Source organism: Streptomyces sp. NPDC047880, assembly GCF_040706515.1.
Classification (GTDB): Bacteria; Actinomycetota; Actinomycetes; order Streptomycetales; family Streptomycetaceae; genus Streptomyces.
This window is the reverse complement of the sequence record NZ_JBEZOK010000030.1, coordinates 1-17,144: the sequence shown is the minus strand read 5'-3', so window position 1 is coordinate 17,144 and position 17,144 is coordinate 1. Positions and strand designations below refer to the sequence as shown.

The following is a 17,144-nucleotide window of genomic DNA, read 5'->3' as shown; positions in this document are numbered from 1 at the left end:
GGAAGCGGGGTACTGACGTGACTGGCTGGCAGTTCTGGGTGGACCGAGGCGGCACCTTCACCGACGTCGTCGCCCGTCGCCCGGACGGCCGGCTGCTCACGCACAAGCTGCTCTCGGACAACCCCGCACGCTACGCCGACGCCGCGGTGGAGGGCGTCCGCACCCTGCTGGCCGGCTCCGGCGACCCCGTCGACAGCGTGCGCATGGGGACCACCGTCGCCACCAACGCCCTCCTGGAGCGCAAGGGGGAGCGCACCCTCCTGCTCATCACCCGGGGTTTCCGCGACGCCCTGCGCATCGCCTACCAGAACCGCCCGAGCATCTTCGCCCGCCGCATCGAGCTGCCCGAGCTGCTGTACCAACGGGTCGTCGAGATCGACGAGCGCATCGCCGCCGACGGCACCGTCCTGCGCGCCCCCGATCTGGACGCCCTCACCGGGCCCCTCCGGGAGGCGTACGACGACGGGATCCGCGCCGTCGCCGTGGTCTGCATGCACAGCCACCTCCACCCGGCCCACGAACAGGCCGTCGGAGAGCTCGCCGCCCGCATCGGCTTCCCGCAGATCTCGCTCTCCAGCGAGACCAGCCCCCTGATGAAGCTCGTGCCCCGCGGGGACACCGCCGTCGTCGACGCCTACCTCTCGCCCGTGCTGCGCCGCTACGTCCGCCACGTCGCCGACGAGCTCGAAGGCGTACGGCTGATGTTCATGCAGTCCAACGGCGGCCTCACCGAGGCCGGGACGTTCCGCGGGAAGGACGCCATCCTGTCCGGGCCGGCCGGCGGCATCGTCGGCATGGCCCGCATGTCCCAGCTCGCCGGATTCGACCGGGTCATCGGCTTCGACATGGGCGGCACCTCCACCGACGTCTCCCACTTCGCCGGCACCTACGAGCGGGTCTTCACCAGCAAGATCGCCGGCGTCCGGCTGCGCGCCCCCATGCTCGACATCCACACCGTCGCCGCCGGCGGCGGGTCGGTCCTGCACTTCGACGGCTCCCGCTACCGCGTAGGGCCGGACTCGGCGGGCGCGGAGCCGGGGCCCGCTTGCTACCGCGGCGGCGGGCCGCTCGCCGTCACCGACGCCAACGTCATGCTCGGCCGCATCCAGCCCGCCCACTTCCCGCACGTGTTCGGCCCGAGCGGCGACGAGCCCCTCGATGAGACACTCGTCCGGGACCGCTTCACCGCTCTCGCCCGCGAGATCGGCGAGCGGACCGGCGACGACCGCACGCCGGAACAGGTCGCGGAGGGATACCTGCAGATCGCCGTCGCCAACATCGCGTCCGCCGTGAAACGGATCTCCGTGCAGAAGGGCCACGACGTCACCCGTTACGCCCTCACCACGTTCGGTGGCGCGGGCGGCCAGCACGCCTGCATGGTCGCGGACTCCCTCGGCATCCGCACCGTTCTCGTGCCCCCGATGGCCGGGGTCCTGTCCGCACTCGGCATCGGCCTCGCCGACACCACCGCCATGCGCGAGCAGTCCGTCGAAGCCCTCCTCGAACCCGCCTCGATGCCCGGCGTCCACAAGACCGCCGAGGACCTGGAAGCGGCGGCCCGCGCCGAACTCCTCGCCGAGGACGTCCCCGAGGAGCACATCGCGATCACCCGCCGCGCGGAGCTCCGCTACGACGGCACCGACACCACCCTCACCGTCGAGCTGACCGAGCCCGGCGCGATGCGGCACGCCTTCGAAGAACGTCATCGCGCCACGTACTCCTTCACGCTCGACCGCCCGATCGTCGTCGAAGCCCTCTCCGTCGAAGCCACCGGCATCACCGCACCCCCCGATCTGTCCGCTCTCGCCCCCTACGAAGCCGCCTCCGGCGCAACGCCCCCACGCGGCTCCGGCCACGGCTCGGCAGCGCCCCGGACCGTCCGCCTCCACACGGGCGGCACCTGGCGCGAGGTGCCCCTCCACCGCCGCGAGGAGCTTCCCCCCGGCGACACCGTCACCGGCCCGGCGATCATCACCGAAGCCGGCTCCACCACCATCGTCGACGACGGCTGGCGGGCCGCGGCGACCGACGACGGGCATCTGGTCATGGAACGCACCGCGATTACGCAGAGTTCCGAACTCGACACGAGAGTCGACCCAGTTCTGCTTGAGGTCTTCAACAACCTCTTCATGTCGATCGCCGAGCAGATGGGCGCCCGCCTCGAATCCACCGCCCAGTCCGTCAACATCAAGGAGCGCCTGGACTTCTCCTGCGCCCTCTTCGACCCGGACGGAAATCTGGTGGCCAACGCCCCGCACATCCCCGTCCACCTGGGCTCCATGGGCACCAGCGTCAAGGAGGTCATCCGCCGGCGCGGCCCCCGCATGCGCCCGGGCGACACCTATGCCGTCAACGACCCGTACCACGGCGGCACCCACTTGCCGGACGTCACCGTGATCACGCCGGTCTTCGACACGACACCGGCAACCGGCACGGAGAGTGATGATCGGGAGCGCGAAGAGCGGGATCCGAAGATCCTCTTCTACGTCGCCTCGCGTGGTCACCACGCCGAGATCGGCGGCATCGCGCCCGGCTCCATGCCCGCGGGCAGCCGCACCATCGAGGAGGAAGGCGTCCTCTTCGACAACTGGCTGCTCGCCGAGAACGGCCGCTTCCGTGAGGCGGAGACCCTCCGCCTCCTCACCGAGGCGCCCCACCCCTCACGCAATCCGCAGACCAACCTCGCCGATCTGCGCGCCCAGATCGCCGCCAACCGCAAGGGCGTCGACGAGGTCGGCCGCATGATCGAGGACTACGGCCTCGACGTCGTCCAGGCCTACATGAGGCATGTGCAGGACAACGCCGAAGAAGCTGTACGCCGCGTCATCGACGCCCTCGACGACGGGGAGTACGCCTACGAGACCGACTCGGGTGCCGTCATCCGCGTGGCCGTGCGCGTGGACCGCGGACGCCGCGCCGCGACCATTGACTTCACCGGCACGTCCGCGCAGCTGCCGACCAACTTCAACGCGCCCTTCTCGGTCGTCAACGCGGCCGTCCTCTACGTCTTCCGCACCCTGGTCGCCGACGACATCCCCCTCAACGACGGCTGTCTGCGCCCCTTGAGCATCGTCGTCCCACCCGGCTCCCTGCTCGCCCCCGAGCCGCCCGCCGCCGTCGTCGCGGGCAACGTGGAAACCTCCCAGGCCGTCACCGGTGCCCTGTACGCGGCGCTCGGCGTGCAGGCCGAGGGCTCCGGGACCATGAACAACGTCACCTTCGGCAACGAGCGCCACCAGTACTACGAAACCGTCGCCTCCGGTTCCGGCGCGGGCGACGGCTTCCCCGGCGCACCCGTCGTCCAGACCCACATGACCAACTCCCGCCTCACCGACCCCGAGGTCCTGGAGTGGCGACTGCCCGTGCGCCTCGAGGAGTTCGCCGTCCGGCGCGGCAGCGGCGGCGCCGGCCGGTGGCACGGCGGGGACGGCGCCGTCCGCCGGATCCGCTTCCTCGAACCCATGACTGTCTCCACCCTGTCCCAGCACCGCCGGGTCGCCCCGTACGGCATGGCGGGCGGCGAGCCGGGCGCTCTCGGCGCCAACCGGGTGGAGCACACCGACGGCACGGTGACCGAACTGGGAGGCAGCGACTCCGCGGACCTCGTCACCGGCGACGTACTCGTCATCGAAACCCCGGGCGGCGGAGGCTACGGCCCGCAGTCGCCCGACCCCCATCAAGCAGGAGAAGAAATCGATGATCTTCGGGCGTTCTGAGCGCGGCAAGCCTCCGGTCGAGCCCGTCACGCTCAAGATCCTCGTGGCCGGCGGCTTCGGCGTGGGCAAGACCACGCTCGTCGGCGCGGTCAGCGAGATCAGGCCGCTGCGCACCGAGGAACTGCTCACGGAGGCCGGCCGCCCGGTCGACGACACCAGCGGGGTGGAAGGCAAGCACACGACGACCGTGGCCATGGACTTCGGCCGGATCACCCTGCGCGAGGACCTGGTGCTGTACCTCTTCGGCACGCCCGGGCAGGAGCGGTTCTGGTTCATGTGGGACGAACTCTCCGAAGGCGCCCTCGGAGCCGTCGTCCTCGCCGACACCCGCCGCCTGGAGGACTGTTTCGCCGCGGTCGACTACTTCGAGCGGCGCTCCATCCCCTTCCTCGTCGGCGTCAACTGCTTCGAGGGCGCCCCCCGCTACCCCGTCGACGACGTCCGCCAGGCTCTCGACCTGGACGAGGGTGTGCCGCTCATGATGTGCGACGCCCGCGACCGCGAATCGGTCAAGGAAGCACTCATCGGTGTCGTCCAGCACGCCATGGCGTACGCGGCGGACCGCCGTGAGGCCGTGACCGGCTGACGCCCCCGGACGACCGGAGCGGCCCGTACCGCCGAACGGGGTACGTGCCGCATCCGGAAACGACGCTCCACGCGCGCGTGGTCAGCTGTCGCCGCCCTCCTCCCAGCCGAAGCTCTTCTCCACGGCCTTGCGCCAGTTGTGGTACTCGCGGTCCCGTACCGACGCCTCCATGTTCGGCGTCCACTCGACGTCCTTCTGCCAGTGGGCCTTGAGCTCGTCCGTGTCGTTCCACACGCCGGTGGCCAGACCGGCCGCGTACGCGGCACCCAGGCAGGTCGTCTCGGAGACCTTGGGCCGCACCACCGGCACGTCGAGCACGTCCGACTGGTGCTGCATCAGCAGGTTGTTCTTCGTCATGCCGCCGTCGACCTTGAGGGTCGTGATGTGCACCCCGGAGTCCTGGTACATGGCGTCCACGACCTCGCGGGTCTGCCAGCTCGTCGCCTCCAGCACCGCGCGCGCGAGGTGCGCCTTCGTGACGTACCTGGTGAGTCCGGTGATCACGCCACGCGCGTCGGAGCGCCAGTACGGCGCGAACAGGCCGGAGAACGCCGGCACGATGTACGAGCCGCCGTTGTCCTCGACGCTCGCCGCAAGGGGCTCGATCTCGTCGGCCGTCCGGATGATGCCGAGCTGGTCCCGGAACCACTGGACGAGCGCGCCCGTGATGGCGATCGCGCCCTCCAGGCAGTAGACCGGCGCTTCAGTGCCGATCTTGTACCCCATGGTCGTCAGCAGACCGCTCTTCGACGGCACCGGGCGGTTGCCGGTGTTGAGCAGCAGGAAGCTGCCCGTGCCGTACGTGTTCTTCGCGGTGCCCACGTCGTAGCAGGCCTGGCCGAACACGGCGGCCTGCTGGTCGCCCAGCGCGGAGGCCACGGGGACCCCGGCGAGCTGGCCCACGGCGGTGCCGTACACCTCGGAGGAGGACCGGATCTCGGGCAGCATGGCCTCGGGGACGTTCATCGCCGAGAGGATCGAGGAGTCCCACTGCAGGGTCTCCAGGTTCATCAGCATGGTGCGCCCGGCGTTGGTCACGTCGGTGACGTGCTGCCCGCCGTCCGTGCCGCCCGTGAGGTTCCAGATCAGCCAGGAGTCCATCGTGCCGAAGGCGATCTCGCCGCGTTCGGCCCGGGCCCGCAGGTCGGGCACGTTGTCGAGCAGCCAGGCCGCCTTGGGCCCGGAGAAGTAGGTCGCCAGCGGCAGACCCGTCTGCTCGCGGAAGCGGTCCTGCCCGTCCGAGCCGCCCAGCTGGTTGCAGAGCGCCGCCGTCCGCGTGTCCTGCCAGACGATGGCGTTGTGCACCGGCTTGCCGGTCGCCCGGTCCCACAGGAGGGTCGTCTCGCGCTGGTTGGTGATGCCCATCGCGCTCAGCTGGTCGGCCCTCAGACCGGCCTTGGCGAGCGCTCCCGCCACCACCGCCTGCACCTTCGACCAGATCTCGGTGGCGTCGTGCTCCACCCAGCCGGGCTTCGGGAAGATCTGGCGGTGCTCGCGCTGGTCCACGGCGACGATCGCGCCGTCCTGGCTGAAGACGATGCAGCGGCTCGACGTGGTGCCCTGGTCGATGGCTGCGACGTACTTCGCGGAGTTGTCCGTCATGGCTACCCCTTCGGCTGGATCAGAAGGCTGCGTTGTAGATGACGCCACCGAGCAGGCCGCCGATCAGTGGACCGACGACGGGGATCCATGAGTAGCCCCAGTCGGACGTGCCCTTGTTCGGGATCGGCAGGATGGCGTGGATGATGCGCGGACCGAGGTCGCGCGCCGGGTTGATGGCGTACCCGGTGGGCCCACCCAGGGACAGGCCGATACCGACGACCAGCAAGGACACCAGCAGGATCGCGATACCGGATCCGTAGATGCCGCCGCCCCCGGGAATCAGGCCGATGCCGATGCCCTCCACGTGCCTGTCCTGCCCGACCAGGGCCAGGATGGGCAACACCAGAGCGATGGTGGCGAGGATCTCCGTCATCAGGTTGGCGATCGGGTTCCGGATCTCCGGGACGGTCGAGAAGATCCCGAGCGTCGGAATCGGTTCGTCCGCCGTGCCCTCCGTGGTGCCCGTCTTCCGCACGTTGGCCGCGAACTGGGCGTAGTACACGAGGTAGCACAGGACGGCCCCGATCATGGCGCCGGTGATCTGGCCCAGGAGGTACACCCAGACCTTGCTCCACACGCCGGTGTCGACGGCCAGGCCGAAGGTGACGGCAGGGTTGATGACCCCTCCGGAAAGGGGAGCGGCGGTGTACGCGCCGGCCAGCACGGCGAAGCCCCAGCCGAACGCGATCACGATCCACCCGGAGGCCCGTGCTTTCGAGAATCTGAGGGTGACGGCGGCACACACACCGGCACCGAACAGGATCAGAATCGCCGTGCCGATCATCTCGCCGAAGAAAATATCTCCGTTAGTCATGGCTGCTCCTCAGCCTTGGCCCGGGGCGATCCGCCCCGGTCCTCACCTGCAGGGTGCGTATCCCGTGGCTACTTCAGCCGAAGGCAGGGAGATCCCGCGCCCCGCCCGGCATCCGTGACGAGCGTGCCGTCGCAGCCGGATCGCCCGTGAGGGAGAGGGCCTTGGCGCAGGCGCACTTTCGCGCCGCTGTGCCGGAATGCGCCGACTATGTACGGCGATGTCGACTGACACCGGAAGTGTTCACCGGCACCCCAAGGGCGTCAAGGTAGCCGACCGCAACGGTTGGCGTCGGACGGTCACCGAGCTCGCGCCGGACCGACGGGCCGGTTTGCTCGGCCACGGCGGCGCCCGGTCGGGTCGTTGTTCAGATCTGGTCGGACTCGCGCGGGCCCGCCACGCGAGGCTTGGCTGATGGTGTCCGGCGCGCGCCGAGCCCCGCCCGGGGCCAGAGCCCAGCTGTGCCTGACTCCTCGCTTGCTAGTGTCCAGCATCCACCTGACCTGGCGGTTTCTCAACCGCAGGAGATCGGCGGGGCCATGACCCAGCGTTTATGGAGCACCCGCATGGGCACGCCCCGCTCTCCCGCACGTGCGCCCGCGAGGCTTGGCGCCATCGGCCCCTTCGCGCGCGGCTCCTTCCCTTGGCGTCCGCGCTCCTGGTAGACGCAGGTACATGACACGACTCACCACCGTGGCACGTGCTCTGCTCACCGCGGTCGCCCTCCTGCCGGCGTCGACCGCCCTCACCCCGACCGCCCACGCCGGCACCGATCCCAAGGCACCGAAGGACTTCGTGGCACTGAGAAGCGTGGACCCGACGATCATTCAGGAGATGCGCTACGTCACCCCGCACAACTTCGTGGGCGAGCGCATCGACGGCTACAGGCAGCCCCTCTGCATCCTCACCCGACCCGCCGCCGAAGCCCTCCACAAGGCCCAGCGCAAGCTCCTGCGCAAGGGCTACACCCTCAAGGTGTACGACTGTTACCGGCCCCAGCCCGCGGTGGACCACTTCGTCCGCTGGGCCGAGGACCTCGGCGACCAGGCGATGAAGGCCGAGTTCTACCCGAACGTCGACAAGACGCGACTGTTCGCAGACGGCTACATCGCGGCGAAATCCGGCCACAGCCGCGGCTCGACCCTGGACGTCACACTCGTCAGGCTCCCGGCGAAGCCGACCCGGCCCTACCACCAGAGGGAGCCCCTGGTGCCGTGCTTCGCGCCCAAGGGCGAGCGGTTCCCGGACAACTCGGTCGACATGGGGACCGGCTTCGACTGCTTCGACACTCTCTCGCACACCCTCGACCCTCGCGTCCAGGGCCGACAGCGCGCCAACAGGCTGCTGCTCAAGAGCACGTTGGAAGGCCTCGGCTTCGTGAACCTGGCGGAGGAGTGGTGGCACTACACCTTCAAACCAGAGGCCTATCCGGACACCTACTTCGACTTCCCTGTGTCCCGCACGTCGCTCACCGGCGCCCACTGAGCAGCCTGGCCACGGCGCCCTCTGCGTGATCGGCTACAGTCCGCCGCGTGTCCGAATCTCAGCACTCCGCTTCCAACTCCGTGCCGAACTCACACTGTTCGAGCTGCGGTGCGCCCTACGGAGAGGGCATCACCGGCTGGCCCCGCACCTGCCAGGTGTGCGGGGCCGTGGCCTACCGCAACCCGCTGCCGGTCGCAGTGGCCCTGCAGCCCGTGTACGACACCAAGGGCACCGCCCTGGTCGTCATCACCCGAACCATCCCTCCCGCGCGCGGGAGCATCGCGCTGCCCGGCGGCTACATCGACGACCGGGAGGACTGGCGGCAGGCCGTCATACGCGAACTCCGCGAGGAGACCGGCATCGACGCGGCCGGCCGTGACGTCCGGCTCGCCGACGCGATGAGCTCCCCGGACGGACACCTCCTGCTGTTCGGCCTCCTCCCGGAACGCCCGGCCGAGGGCCTGCCCCCCTCGACCGCCACGGACGAGACGGAAGGCTGGACGCTCCTGCGCAGGCCCGAGGAACTCGCCTTCCCCCTGCACACCCTGGCCGCACGCGCGTGGTTCGAGGGCCGCTACATGTGAGCTCGTCCCTCCCGGCCCACGGAGCTCATCTCTCCTGGGCCAGGTGGCTCGTCGCTCGCTTCCCCCGGAGCTGGTCCCTCCCCGGCCGGACAGCTCAGGGCTCCCGGATCCCTCGGACGCGCACCGGGTAGAGCGGCGTGCCCCCGCCGTCCTCACCCTCCCGCTCGACGACCACCCGGGAGCCCATCCACCGAGCGGTGTAGCGCTCGATCTCCGGCTCGTCCCACCCCTCGCCCCCGTCCGGCACGACCAGCCCGCCCCCGGTCCGTCCCCGGGCGGGCGCCCACACCTCCAGCTCCAGCCCCCCGTCCTCCCCGCGTACCGGAAGCACGGCACCCGCGCGCGCGAACACCGGGATCCGCGACAGCGGCGCGTCGACCAGCACCTGCCCCGGCCCCTCGTACGCCTGCTGCGTCGCGACGTCGTACCAGCGCCCCCGTGGCAGCCGCACGGCACGTCGGACGGCGCCCGGGTCCAGCACCGGTGCCACCAGCAGGCCGTCACCCAGGAGGAAGGCGTCCTCGCAGTCGCGCAGCAACCGATCCTCGGGCGCCCCCCACCACACGGGCCGCACATAGGGCGCTCCCGTACGCCGCGCCAGATGCGCCAGCGTCATGAAGTACGGCAGCAGCCGCTGGCGTTCGACGAGCGCCACGCGCGCGTGCTGCAACACCTCGCGACCGAACTCCCAGGGCTCCCTGCGACCCGCCCGCAGACTCGCGTGCGTACGGAACAGCGGCAGATACGCGCCCAGCTGGAACCAGCGCAGATACAGCTCCGGCGACGGATCCCCGTCGAAACCCCCGATGTCCGGCCCCGAGTACGGGACACCGCACAGCCCGAGCCCTGTCACCAGCGCCAAGGACGCCCGCAGCCCGGGCCAGCCGGTGGCCACGTCCCCCGACCACGTCCCTCCGTAGCGCTGCATCCCGGCCCACCCGGAACGGGAGAACAGGAACGGCCGTTCCTCGGGCGCGAGCCGGCGCACCCCCTCGAAGCCCGCCCTGGCCATGCACAGCGCGTACACGTTGTGCGCCTCACGATGATCACCGCCCCACCCCTCCAGGGAGTGCCGGGCCGAACGCGGCAGCGTCGACTCACCGAAGGCGGTGAACGACGTGGGCTCGTTCATGTCGTGCCAGAAACCCGAGAAGCCCTGCGCGAGCCGCTCCTCGTACAGACCGCCCCACCACTCCCGCACGCGCGCGTGCGTGAAGTCGGGCCAGACCACCTCCCCGGGCCACAGGACACCCTCCACCACCTCCCCGGCGGCGTCCCGCACGAACGCGTCCGCGGCCACCCCGGCGTCGTACACCGCGCCCCCCGGCAGGGCCTTCACGGCCGGGGGGACGATCGACACCAGCCGGACCCCGTCCCGCCCGAGCTCCTCGGCCAGGACCGGCAGCTTGGGAAATCGGTCATGGTCGACGGTGAACACCTGATGCGCATCGAGGTGGTCGATGTCCAGGTGCACGGCATCCAGCGGCAAACCGCGCTCAACGTAGCCCGCGACGATCCGCCGGACCTCCTGCTCGCTGCCGAACCCCCACCGCGCGTGATGGTGCCCGAGCGCCCACGCGGGCGGCAGCGCCGGAGCCCCCGTGAGCGACGCCCAGGCGAGCAGCACGCGCGCGGGCGTGCCCACCATCACCCAGCAGCGCAGCGGGCCTCCGTCCATCCGCAGCTCGCTCGTCCCGACCCGGTCGTGCCCGGAACCCCCACCCTCCTCGCCCTCCCGCAGCGTCACCGTGCCGTCCCACGCGTTGTCGTGGAACACCAGATGCGTACCGCCGTCGGACACCACCACCTGCACCGGCATCGTGATGTACAAGGGGTCGGTCTCCGACGCGAACGCACGGCCGGGATCGGTGTTCCACAGCCGGTACGTTCCGTCCGGCAGCCGGGGACCCGAGCTACGCCCCCCGAGCCCGAAGAACCGCGCGTCCGCGCCCACCTCCGACCGCTGCATCCACCTCGAAAGGCCGCCGCCGACCGGCTCCCACCACCGCGGCGGCAGATCACGCCGCAGAGTCACACCACCCGGAGTCCGCACCTCCACCGCGCCGTGCCGCGAGACCACTACGGTCACCCGCTCGGCCACCACACGCCAGCCGCCGTCCTTGTCCGGCTCCAGGACCGCCCGCGGATCCGGCTCCGGAGCACGGCCGGCCAGCGCGTAGGACGGCTCGGGCCCCGCTCCGTCCCACCCCCAGAACACGGCCCCGTTCACCGCGACCAGGATCCGCAGCTCCGACCGGCTGAACCGGACGACACCACCCCCCGGCTGCGGCTCCACGTCCGCCACGGGCCCTGGCACCCGTGCCCGCTCGGCCCCGCGCGCCGGCAGCCCGGTGGCGTCGGCCCGGCGCCTGCGCCACGCTGCTCGTACGGTACGCACACCCTGCGCCGCCCCCACCGAAGCCACCGCTTTCATCGAACGCACCAGGTCACGACCGTTCATGCTGCTCACCCTGCCACTCACGGCCCAGCGCGGGCGTGTCGTTCAACTGCCGTTCACCCGTGCCAAGACCACATCTTCACGACACGGACTATGTGGGGCGCGCCCTGGTGGCGAAGTCGATCACATGGCATTGTCCGTGCCAGCCGCTCACGCGCACACCCCAGCCCGTGCGCGGAGGACGCACACGACGCGCACAGTCCGGGAGCCGACCATGTCGACCGTTAGTCCCCAGCCGCTCTGGCAGCCCGACCCCGAGCGCATCGCCCGCGCCCGGATCACCAGGTTCCAGGCCTGGGCCGCCGAGCACCACGGCGCCCCCGCCGAAGGCGGCTACGCGGCCCTGCAACGCTGGTCCGTCGACGAGCTGGACACCTTCTGGAAAGCCGTCACCGAGTGGTTCGACGTCCGTTTCTCGCACCCCTGCGCGCGCGTGCTCGGTGACCGCTCGATGCCGGGCGCCGAGTGGTTTCCCGGAGCGACCCTGAACTACGCCGAACACGCCCTGCGCGCGGCCGCCACCCGCGCCGACGAACCGGCCCTCCTGCACGTCGACGAGACCCACGAACCACGCCCCGTCACCTGGGCCGAGCTGCGCCGCCAGGTCGGCTCACTGGCAGCCGAACTGCGCGCCCTCGGCGTGCGCCCCGGCGACCGCGTCAGCGGTTACCTCCCGAACGTCCCGCAGGCGGTGGTCGCGCTCATCGCCACGGCCGCGGTCGGCGGCGTCTGGACCTCCTGCGCGCCCGACTTCGGCGCCCGCAGCGTCCTCGACCGCTTCCAGCAGGTCGAACCCGTCGTGCTCTTCACAGTCGACGGCTACCGCTACGGCGGCAAGGAGCACGACCGACGCGAGGTGGTCGCCGAACTGCGCCGGGAACTGCCCACCCTGCGCGCCGTGATCCACATCCCGCTCCTCGGCACCGAGCCCCCCGCGGGCGCCCTGGAGTGGTCGGCCCTCACCTCCTCCGACGCGGACCCCGTCTACGAGCAGGTGCCCTTCGACCACCCGCTGTGGGTGCTCTACTCCTCCGGCACGACCGGCCTGCCCAAGGCCATCGTCCAGTCCCAGGGCGGCATCCTCGTCGAGCACCTCAAGCAACTCGGCCTGCACTGCGACCTCGGCCCCGAGGACCGCTTCTTCTGGTACACCTCGACCGGCTGGATGATGTGGAACTTCCTCGTCTCCGGCCTGCTGACGGGCACCACGATCGTCCTCTACGACGGCAGCCCCGGCTACCCCGACACCGGCGCACAGTGGCGAATCGCCGAACGCACGAAAGCCACTCTCTACGGCACCTCCGCCGCCTACGTCATGGCCTGCCGCAAGGCCGACGTGCACCCGTCCCGGGACTTCGACCTCTCCTCCGTGCAGTGTGTCGCCACCACCGGCTCGCCCCTGCCCCCCGACGGATTCCGCTGGCTCCACGACGAGGTCCGCGACGACCTGTGGATCGCCTCCGTCAGCGGCGGCACCGACGTGTGCTCCTGTTTCGCCGGAGCCGTACCGACCCTCCCGGTCCACGTCGGCGAGCTCCAGGCCCCCTGCCTCGGCACCGACCTGCAGTCCTGGGACCCCAGCGGCAGCCCCCTCGTCGACGAGGTCGGCGAACTCGTGGTCACCAACCCCATGCCGTCGATGCCCATCCACTTCTGGAACGACCCCGACGGCAGTCGCTACCACGACAGCTACTTCGACACCTACCCAGGCGTATGGCGGCACGGCGACTGGATCACCCTCACGTCCCGCGGATCCGTCGTCATCCACGGCCGCTCCGACTCCACGCTCAACCGCCAGGGCGTCCGCATGGGATCCGCCGACATCTACGAAGCCGTCGAACGCCTCCCCGAGATCAAGGAGTCCCTCGTCATCGGTATCGAGCAGCCGGACGGCGGTTACTGGATGCCCCTCTTCGTGCACCTGACCCCCGGAGCAGTCCTCGACGAGACCCTGCTGAACCGCATCAAGCAGACGATCCGCGAACAACTGTCACCGCGCCACGTCCCCGACGAGATCATCGAAGTACCCGGCGTCCCGCACACCCTCACCGGCAAGCGCATCGAGGTCCCCGTCAAACGCCTCCTCCAAGGCACCCCCCTGGAGAAGGCGGTCAACCCCGGCTCCATCGACGACCTGGGCCTGCTGAACTTCTACGAGGATCTGGCCCGCAAACGCTCCTGACGCCGCTCGCCCCTCAGAGCGCAGGTCACGGCGCATCCTCCCTGTGACCTGCGCTCTCCGTCAGCAATCCCCCGCGCGATCACCGACCCTGACCTCACTGTCAGCGGTGGCGATTACTGTGAGTGAACATTGATCGACCGTGCACAGGGGGAACGATGACGCACACCGACCACCGGACCATGCGACGCGTCCTGCACCGCGAAATGACCGGCACCATCGGCCTGCTGGCCGACGAGCACGACTTCCGGGCCATGCGGCGCTACCGCAGCTTCACCTTCCACGACCACGCGACCTATCTGAAACAGGTGGAGGCCCTCCTCAGGACCAGGGCGCTGCAAGGCAGCCACACCACCGTGGCGCTCTTCGACCCCGAGGAGTACGCAGAGTTCTGCACCCGCAAGGACCTGGACCCCGACGAACCGTCGAGCCGATCCCGCTTCACCGCGCAGATCGCGGCGACAGGCCCCACCCTTCCCTACGACGGCCGCCCGCTGGCCGACCTCCTCCCGGCCCTCGTGGACGAGGCCGTCCGGCATGCCACCTGGGAGTACGCCAGCACCCTCCTCGCCCGCCTGGGCGCCTGCACCTCCTGCGGCGAGGACATCGGACGCGCCGCCTTCACCCGAGCCGCGGAACTCCTCGTCCGCATCCTCGACACGGCACCACCGGGCCATCGCCACCTCGTCTGCAGTGTCACCGGCTCACCCGAACCCCTCGTCGCCGCCCTCCACATCACCGACGACGGAGCCGGCCTGGAACTGGACGAGACCGAAGCCCTCGAGTTCACCACGGTCCTGGCCCTCGGCCTGGCCACCGAAGGCCCCGGAGGACTCGTCATCCGCGCCACCGCCCCCGGCACACCCGACCGTGTCTACGGCTGGCGCGTGCGCGCCTACGGTCTTGAACCCCTCACCGCGGGAGAGGTCTTCGACGCCTACTGCACCGACGTCGAATCCGGCGACCTGATCGCCCCCGAATCCAACGTCGACTACTGCGCGCCGCCCGATCTGGGGGAGGAGAACCCGGCTCAGGGACACCGGCACTGAACGCGCGAGGGGCGCCCCACCACAGTGGAGCGCCCCTCCCGGGCAATCGCCGACGGACCGGCCAGGCCTACTCGCCCGACAACACCGCCTGCGCCGCGCTGCGCGCTTCCTCGGCGCTGTCCGTCGCCCGTGCCGCCGCGGCGGCACGCTCGCACTGCGCCAGCGTGTACTTCGCCAGCGTCGCCCGGACGTAGGGAATCGACGCGGCACCCATCGAGAGAGAGGTGACACCCAGACCGGTCAGTACACACGCGAGCAGCGGGTCGGACGCGGCCTCACCGCAGACGCCACAGCTCTTGCCCTCGGCCTTGGCTGCCTCGGCGGACAGCTCCACCAGGTCGAGCAGGGCAGGCTGCCAGGGATCCTGCAGACGGGACACCGCACCCACCTGACGGTCGGCGGCGAAGGTGTACTGGGCGAGGTCGTTCGTGCCCAGCGACAGGAACTCGACCTCCTGAAGGATCGAGCGGGCCCGCAGCGCGGCGGACGGGATCTCCACCATCGCGCCGAACTTCGCCCGCAGCCCGGCCTCACGGCAGGCGTCCGCGAAAGCCCGGGCGTCCGTACGGTCCGCCACCATCGGGGCCATGACCTCGAGGTAGACCGGCAGCCCTTCGGCCGCCTTCGCGAGCGCGGTCAGCTGGGTGCGCAGCACCTCCGGGTGGTCGAGCAGCGTCCGCAGACCCCGCACACCGAGCGCAGGGTTCGGCTCATCGGCCGGCGTGAGGAAGTCGAGCGGCTTGTCCGCACCCGCGTCCAGCACCCGCACCACGACACGCCCCTCGGGGAACGCCTCGAGCACCTGCCGGTACGCGGCGACCTGCTTCTCCTCGGAAGGCGCCTGCTTGCTGTCGTCCAGGAAGAGGAACTCGGTACGGAAGAGACCGACTCCCTCGGCACCCGCCTCGACGGCGGCCGCTACATCAGCGGGGCCGCCGATGTTCGCGAGCAGCGGCACCTTGTGACCGTCCGCCGTGGCACCGGGGCCGGTTGAGGCCGCCAACGCGGCCTTCCGCTCGGCAGCCGCCGCTTCGAGCTGTGCCTTCTTCTCGTCGCTCGGCTCCACGAAGATCTCTCCCGTGCTGCCGTCGACGGCGATCATCGTGCCCTCGGCGAGCTCACCGGCACCCGGCAGCGCCACCACGGCCGGTACCCCGAGCGCCCGGGCCAGGATCGCGCTGTGGCTGGTCGGCCCGCCCTCCTCGGTGACGAAGCCGAGCACCAGGGTCGGGTCGAGCAGCGCGGTGTCGGCCGGCGCGAGGTCACGGGCGACCAGAACGTAGGGCTCGTCGCTGTCGGGGACGCCCGGCATCGGCACGCCCAGCAGACGGGCGACGATCCGGTTCCGCACGTCGTCGAGGTCGGCGACGCGTCCGGCGAGGTACTCACCGGCTCCCGCCAGCAGCTCGCGGTAAGAGGCGAACGCGTCGTACACTCCGCGCTCCGCCGTGCTGCCGACGGCGATCCGCCGCTCCACATCGGCCATCAGCTCGGGGTCCTGGGCCATCATGGCCTGCGCCTCGAGCACCGCCTGGGCTTCCCCGCCGGCCAGGTTGCCCCGCGCCATCAGGTCCGCCGCCACCGCCTCGACGGCCTTGCGGGCGCGCCCCTGTTCGCGCTCCGCTTCCTCCGCCGGTATCTGCTTCGCGGGCGGCTCGAGCACCGCCGTTCCCATGTGCCGAACCTCGCCGATGGCCACACCGTGGCTCACGCCGACGCCTCGCAGCGTTGTCTCCATCTCACCCGTCTCCGATAGAGCGGCGGCCGCCGCCGCCGCGGTGGTTGTCGTACTCGCCGTCTCACAGGACGGCACAGGAGTCACTTCCAGAGGAAGAGACTGTCGCCGGCCTTCACATCGCCGTTGTCGCGAAGATCGGAGAGGGCCTCGGCCGTGGCCTCCAGCGCTACGACCGGGCAGATCGCGGACTTGCCGGCGGCCTCGACGGCCGCCGGGTTCCAGCGGACGACACCCTGACCGCGCCGGACGGTGTCGCCCTTGTTCACGAGCAGCTCGAAGCCCTCGCCGTTGAGCTGCACGGTGTCGATACCGAGGTGGGTGAGCACGCCGTGTCCGTGTTCGTCGACGACGACGAACGCGTGCGGGTGCAGGGAAACGATGACGCCGTCCACGGGTGAGACGGCCTCGGAGGGCTCACGTACGGGGTCGATCGCGGTGCCCGGGCCGACCATGGCCCCGGAGAAGACCGGATCCGGCACTGCTGCCAGTCCGATGGCGCGTCCTGCGAGCGGGGACGTCACGGTGGTCATGGGAAGCCTCCCAGGGGTGGAGATCGATATGGCCGCCCCTGTGGCACCGGGCGGCACACTGTTCAGCAGCGTATGTCACCTGAAGTGCCGGTTCCGCGCGAGCACTCCGAAGTGGTCTAGACCATACCCCAAAGTGATTTGCACCGGCTCCGAGGCCGCGTGTACAGTCGTACTCCTGCCTGGGGCTGAGCGACGCACTCGCGTGCCGGCCGGGCAGCAACCAACTTGTCAGATCCTATCTCTGGGTCGCCTTCTGCATGCCTGCAGGACGGTGGTCGGAGGGCCGGAAAAACACTGATAGAGTTTGGAGCACCGAAGGGAAGCGCCCGGAGGAAAGCCCGAGAGGGTGAGTACAAAGGAAGCGACCGTTCCTTGAGAACTCAACAGCGTGCCAAAAGTCAACGCC

11 protein-coding genes are annotated in these 17,144 nt (G+C 70.5%); 6 read left to right on the top strand and 5 right to left on the bottom strand.

The window, feature by feature from the left end; genetic code table 11:
- The first annotated feature begins 17 nt into the window (after window positions 1–17).
- Both AB0937_RS33000 and AB0937_RS32995 read left to right on the top strand, forming a co-directional pair.
- Window positions 18–3,716, top strand: coding sequence for a hydantoinase B/oxoprolinase family protein (locus AB0937_RS33000; protein ID WP_366716994.1), 3,699 nt, complete (start codon window positions 18–20; stop codon window positions 3,714–3,716).
- A complete protein-coding gene (locus tag AB0937_RS32995; protein WP_361119493.1) occupies window positions 3,697–4,302 on the top strand; it encodes an ATP/GTP-binding protein in 606 nt (201 codons plus the stop codon). Before AB0937_RS33000 ends, AB0937_RS32995 begins: the two co-directional genes overlap by 20 nt.
- 81 nt (window positions 4,303–4,383) lie before the next feature.
- On the opposite strand, the gene glpK is transcribed toward AB0937_RS32995, so the two are convergent.
- Window positions 4,384–5,904 (bottom strand): glycerol kinase GlpK, encoded by a 1,521-nt coding sequence (glpK, locus tag AB0937_RS32990; protein WP_366716991.1) that lies wholly within the window; start codon window positions 5,902–5,904, stop codon window positions 4,384–4,386.
- Between the two features lie 19 nt (window positions 5,905–5,923).
- The gene (locus AB0937_RS32985) at window positions 5,924–6,718 is read right to left on the bottom strand and encodes an MIP/aquaporin family protein (RefSeq protein ID WP_366716989.1); all 795 of its coding nucleotides are present in this window, start codon (window positions 6,716–6,718) and stop codon (window positions 5,924–5,926) included.
- A 672-nt stretch (window positions 6,719–7,390) separates the two neighbouring features.
- On the opposite strand from AB0937_RS32985, the gene AB0937_RS32980 reads away from it, so the two are divergent.
- Both AB0937_RS32980 and AB0937_RS32975 read left to right on the top strand, forming a co-directional pair.
- A complete protein-coding gene (locus AB0937_RS32980; protein ID WP_366716987.1) occupies window positions 7,391–8,200 on the top strand; it encodes a M15 family metallopeptidase in 810 nt (269 codons plus the stop codon).
- A gap of 47 nt (window positions 8,201–8,247) precedes the next feature.
- A complete protein-coding gene (locus tag AB0937_RS32975; protein WP_366716985.1) occupies window positions 8,248–8,784 on the top strand; it encodes an NUDIX domain-containing protein in 537 nt (178 codons plus the stop codon).
- Between the two features lie 94 nt (window positions 8,785–8,878).
- Here the strand turns inward: AB0937_RS32975 and AB0937_RS32970 are convergent, their stop codons facing one another.
- Complete coding sequence (locus tag AB0937_RS32970; protein WP_366716983.1) at window positions 8,879–11,245, bottom strand: TIM-barrel domain-containing protein; 2,367 nt, start codon at window positions 11,243–11,245, stop codon at window positions 8,879–8,881.
- Window positions 11,246–11,456: 211 nt separating this feature from the next.
- On the opposite strand from AB0937_RS32970, the gene AB0937_RS32965 reads away from it, so the two are divergent.
- Window positions 11,457–13,424 carry an acetoacetate--CoA ligase gene (locus tag AB0937_RS32965; RefSeq protein ID WP_366716981.1) on the top strand — a complete coding sequence of 656 codons (1,968 nt, stop codon included), beginning with the start codon at window positions 11,457–11,459 and terminating at the stop codon, window positions 13,422–13,424.
- Window positions 13,425–13,579: 155 nt separating this feature from the next.
- Window positions 13,580–14,470, top strand: coding sequence for a hypothetical protein (locus AB0937_RS32960; protein WP_366716979.1), 891 nt, complete (start codon window positions 13,580–13,582; stop codon window positions 14,468–14,470).
- A 67-nt stretch (window positions 14,471–14,537) separates the two neighbouring features.
- Here the strand turns inward: AB0937_RS32960 and ptsP are convergent, their stop codons facing one another.
- A complete protein-coding gene (ptsP, locus tag AB0937_RS32955) occupies window positions 14,538–16,208 on the bottom strand; it encodes a phosphoenolpyruvate--protein phosphotransferase (RefSeq protein WP_366716977.1) in 1,671 nt (556 codons plus the stop codon).
- An 80-nt stretch (window positions 16,209–16,288) separates the two neighbouring features.
- Entirely contained in the window at window positions 16,289–16,738 is a 450-nt protein-coding gene (locus AB0937_RS32950) for a PTS glucose transporter subunit IIA (RefSeq protein ID WP_234850737.1), read from the bottom strand.
- Window positions 16,739–17,144: the final 406 nt, after the last annotated feature.

Excerpts from the sequence above, each read along its gene's own strand:
- AB0937_RS32965 (WP_366716981.1), top strand. The coding sequence starts at position 11,457 with ATGTCGACCGTTAGTCCCCAGCCGCTCTGGCAGCCCGACCCCGAGCGC.
- AB0937_RS32960 (WP_366716979.1), top strand. The coding sequence starts at position 13,580 with ATGACGCACACCGACCACCGGACCATGCGACGCGTCCTGCACCGCGAA.
- AB0937_RS32985 (WP_366716989.1), bottom strand. The coding sequence starts at position 6,718 with ATGACTAACGGAGATATTTTCTTCGGCGAGATGATCGGCACGGCGATT.
- AB0937_RS32950 (WP_234850737.1), bottom strand. The coding sequence starts at position 16,738 with ATGACCACCGTGACGTCCCCGCTCGCAGGACGCGCCATCGGACTGGCA.
- glpK (WP_366716991.1), bottom strand. The coding sequence starts at position 5,904 with ATGACGGACAACTCCGCGAAGTACGTCGCAGCCATCGACCAGGGCACC.
- AB0937_RS32995 (WP_361119493.1), top strand. The coding sequence starts at position 3,697 with ATGATCTTCGGGCGTTCTGAGCGCGGCAAGCCTCCGGTCGAGCCCGTC.
- ptsP (WP_366716977.1), bottom strand. The coding sequence starts at position 16,208 with ATGGAGACAACGCTGCGAGGCGTCGGCGTGAGCCACGGTGTGGCCATC.
- AB0937_RS32980 (WP_366716987.1), top strand. The coding sequence starts at position 7,391 with ATGACACGACTCACCACCGTGGCACGTGCTCTGCTCACCGCGGTCGCC.
- AB0937_RS32970 (WP_366716983.1), bottom strand. The coding sequence starts at position 11,245 with ATGAACGGTCGTGACCTGGTGCGTTCGATGAAAGCGGTGGCTTCGGTG.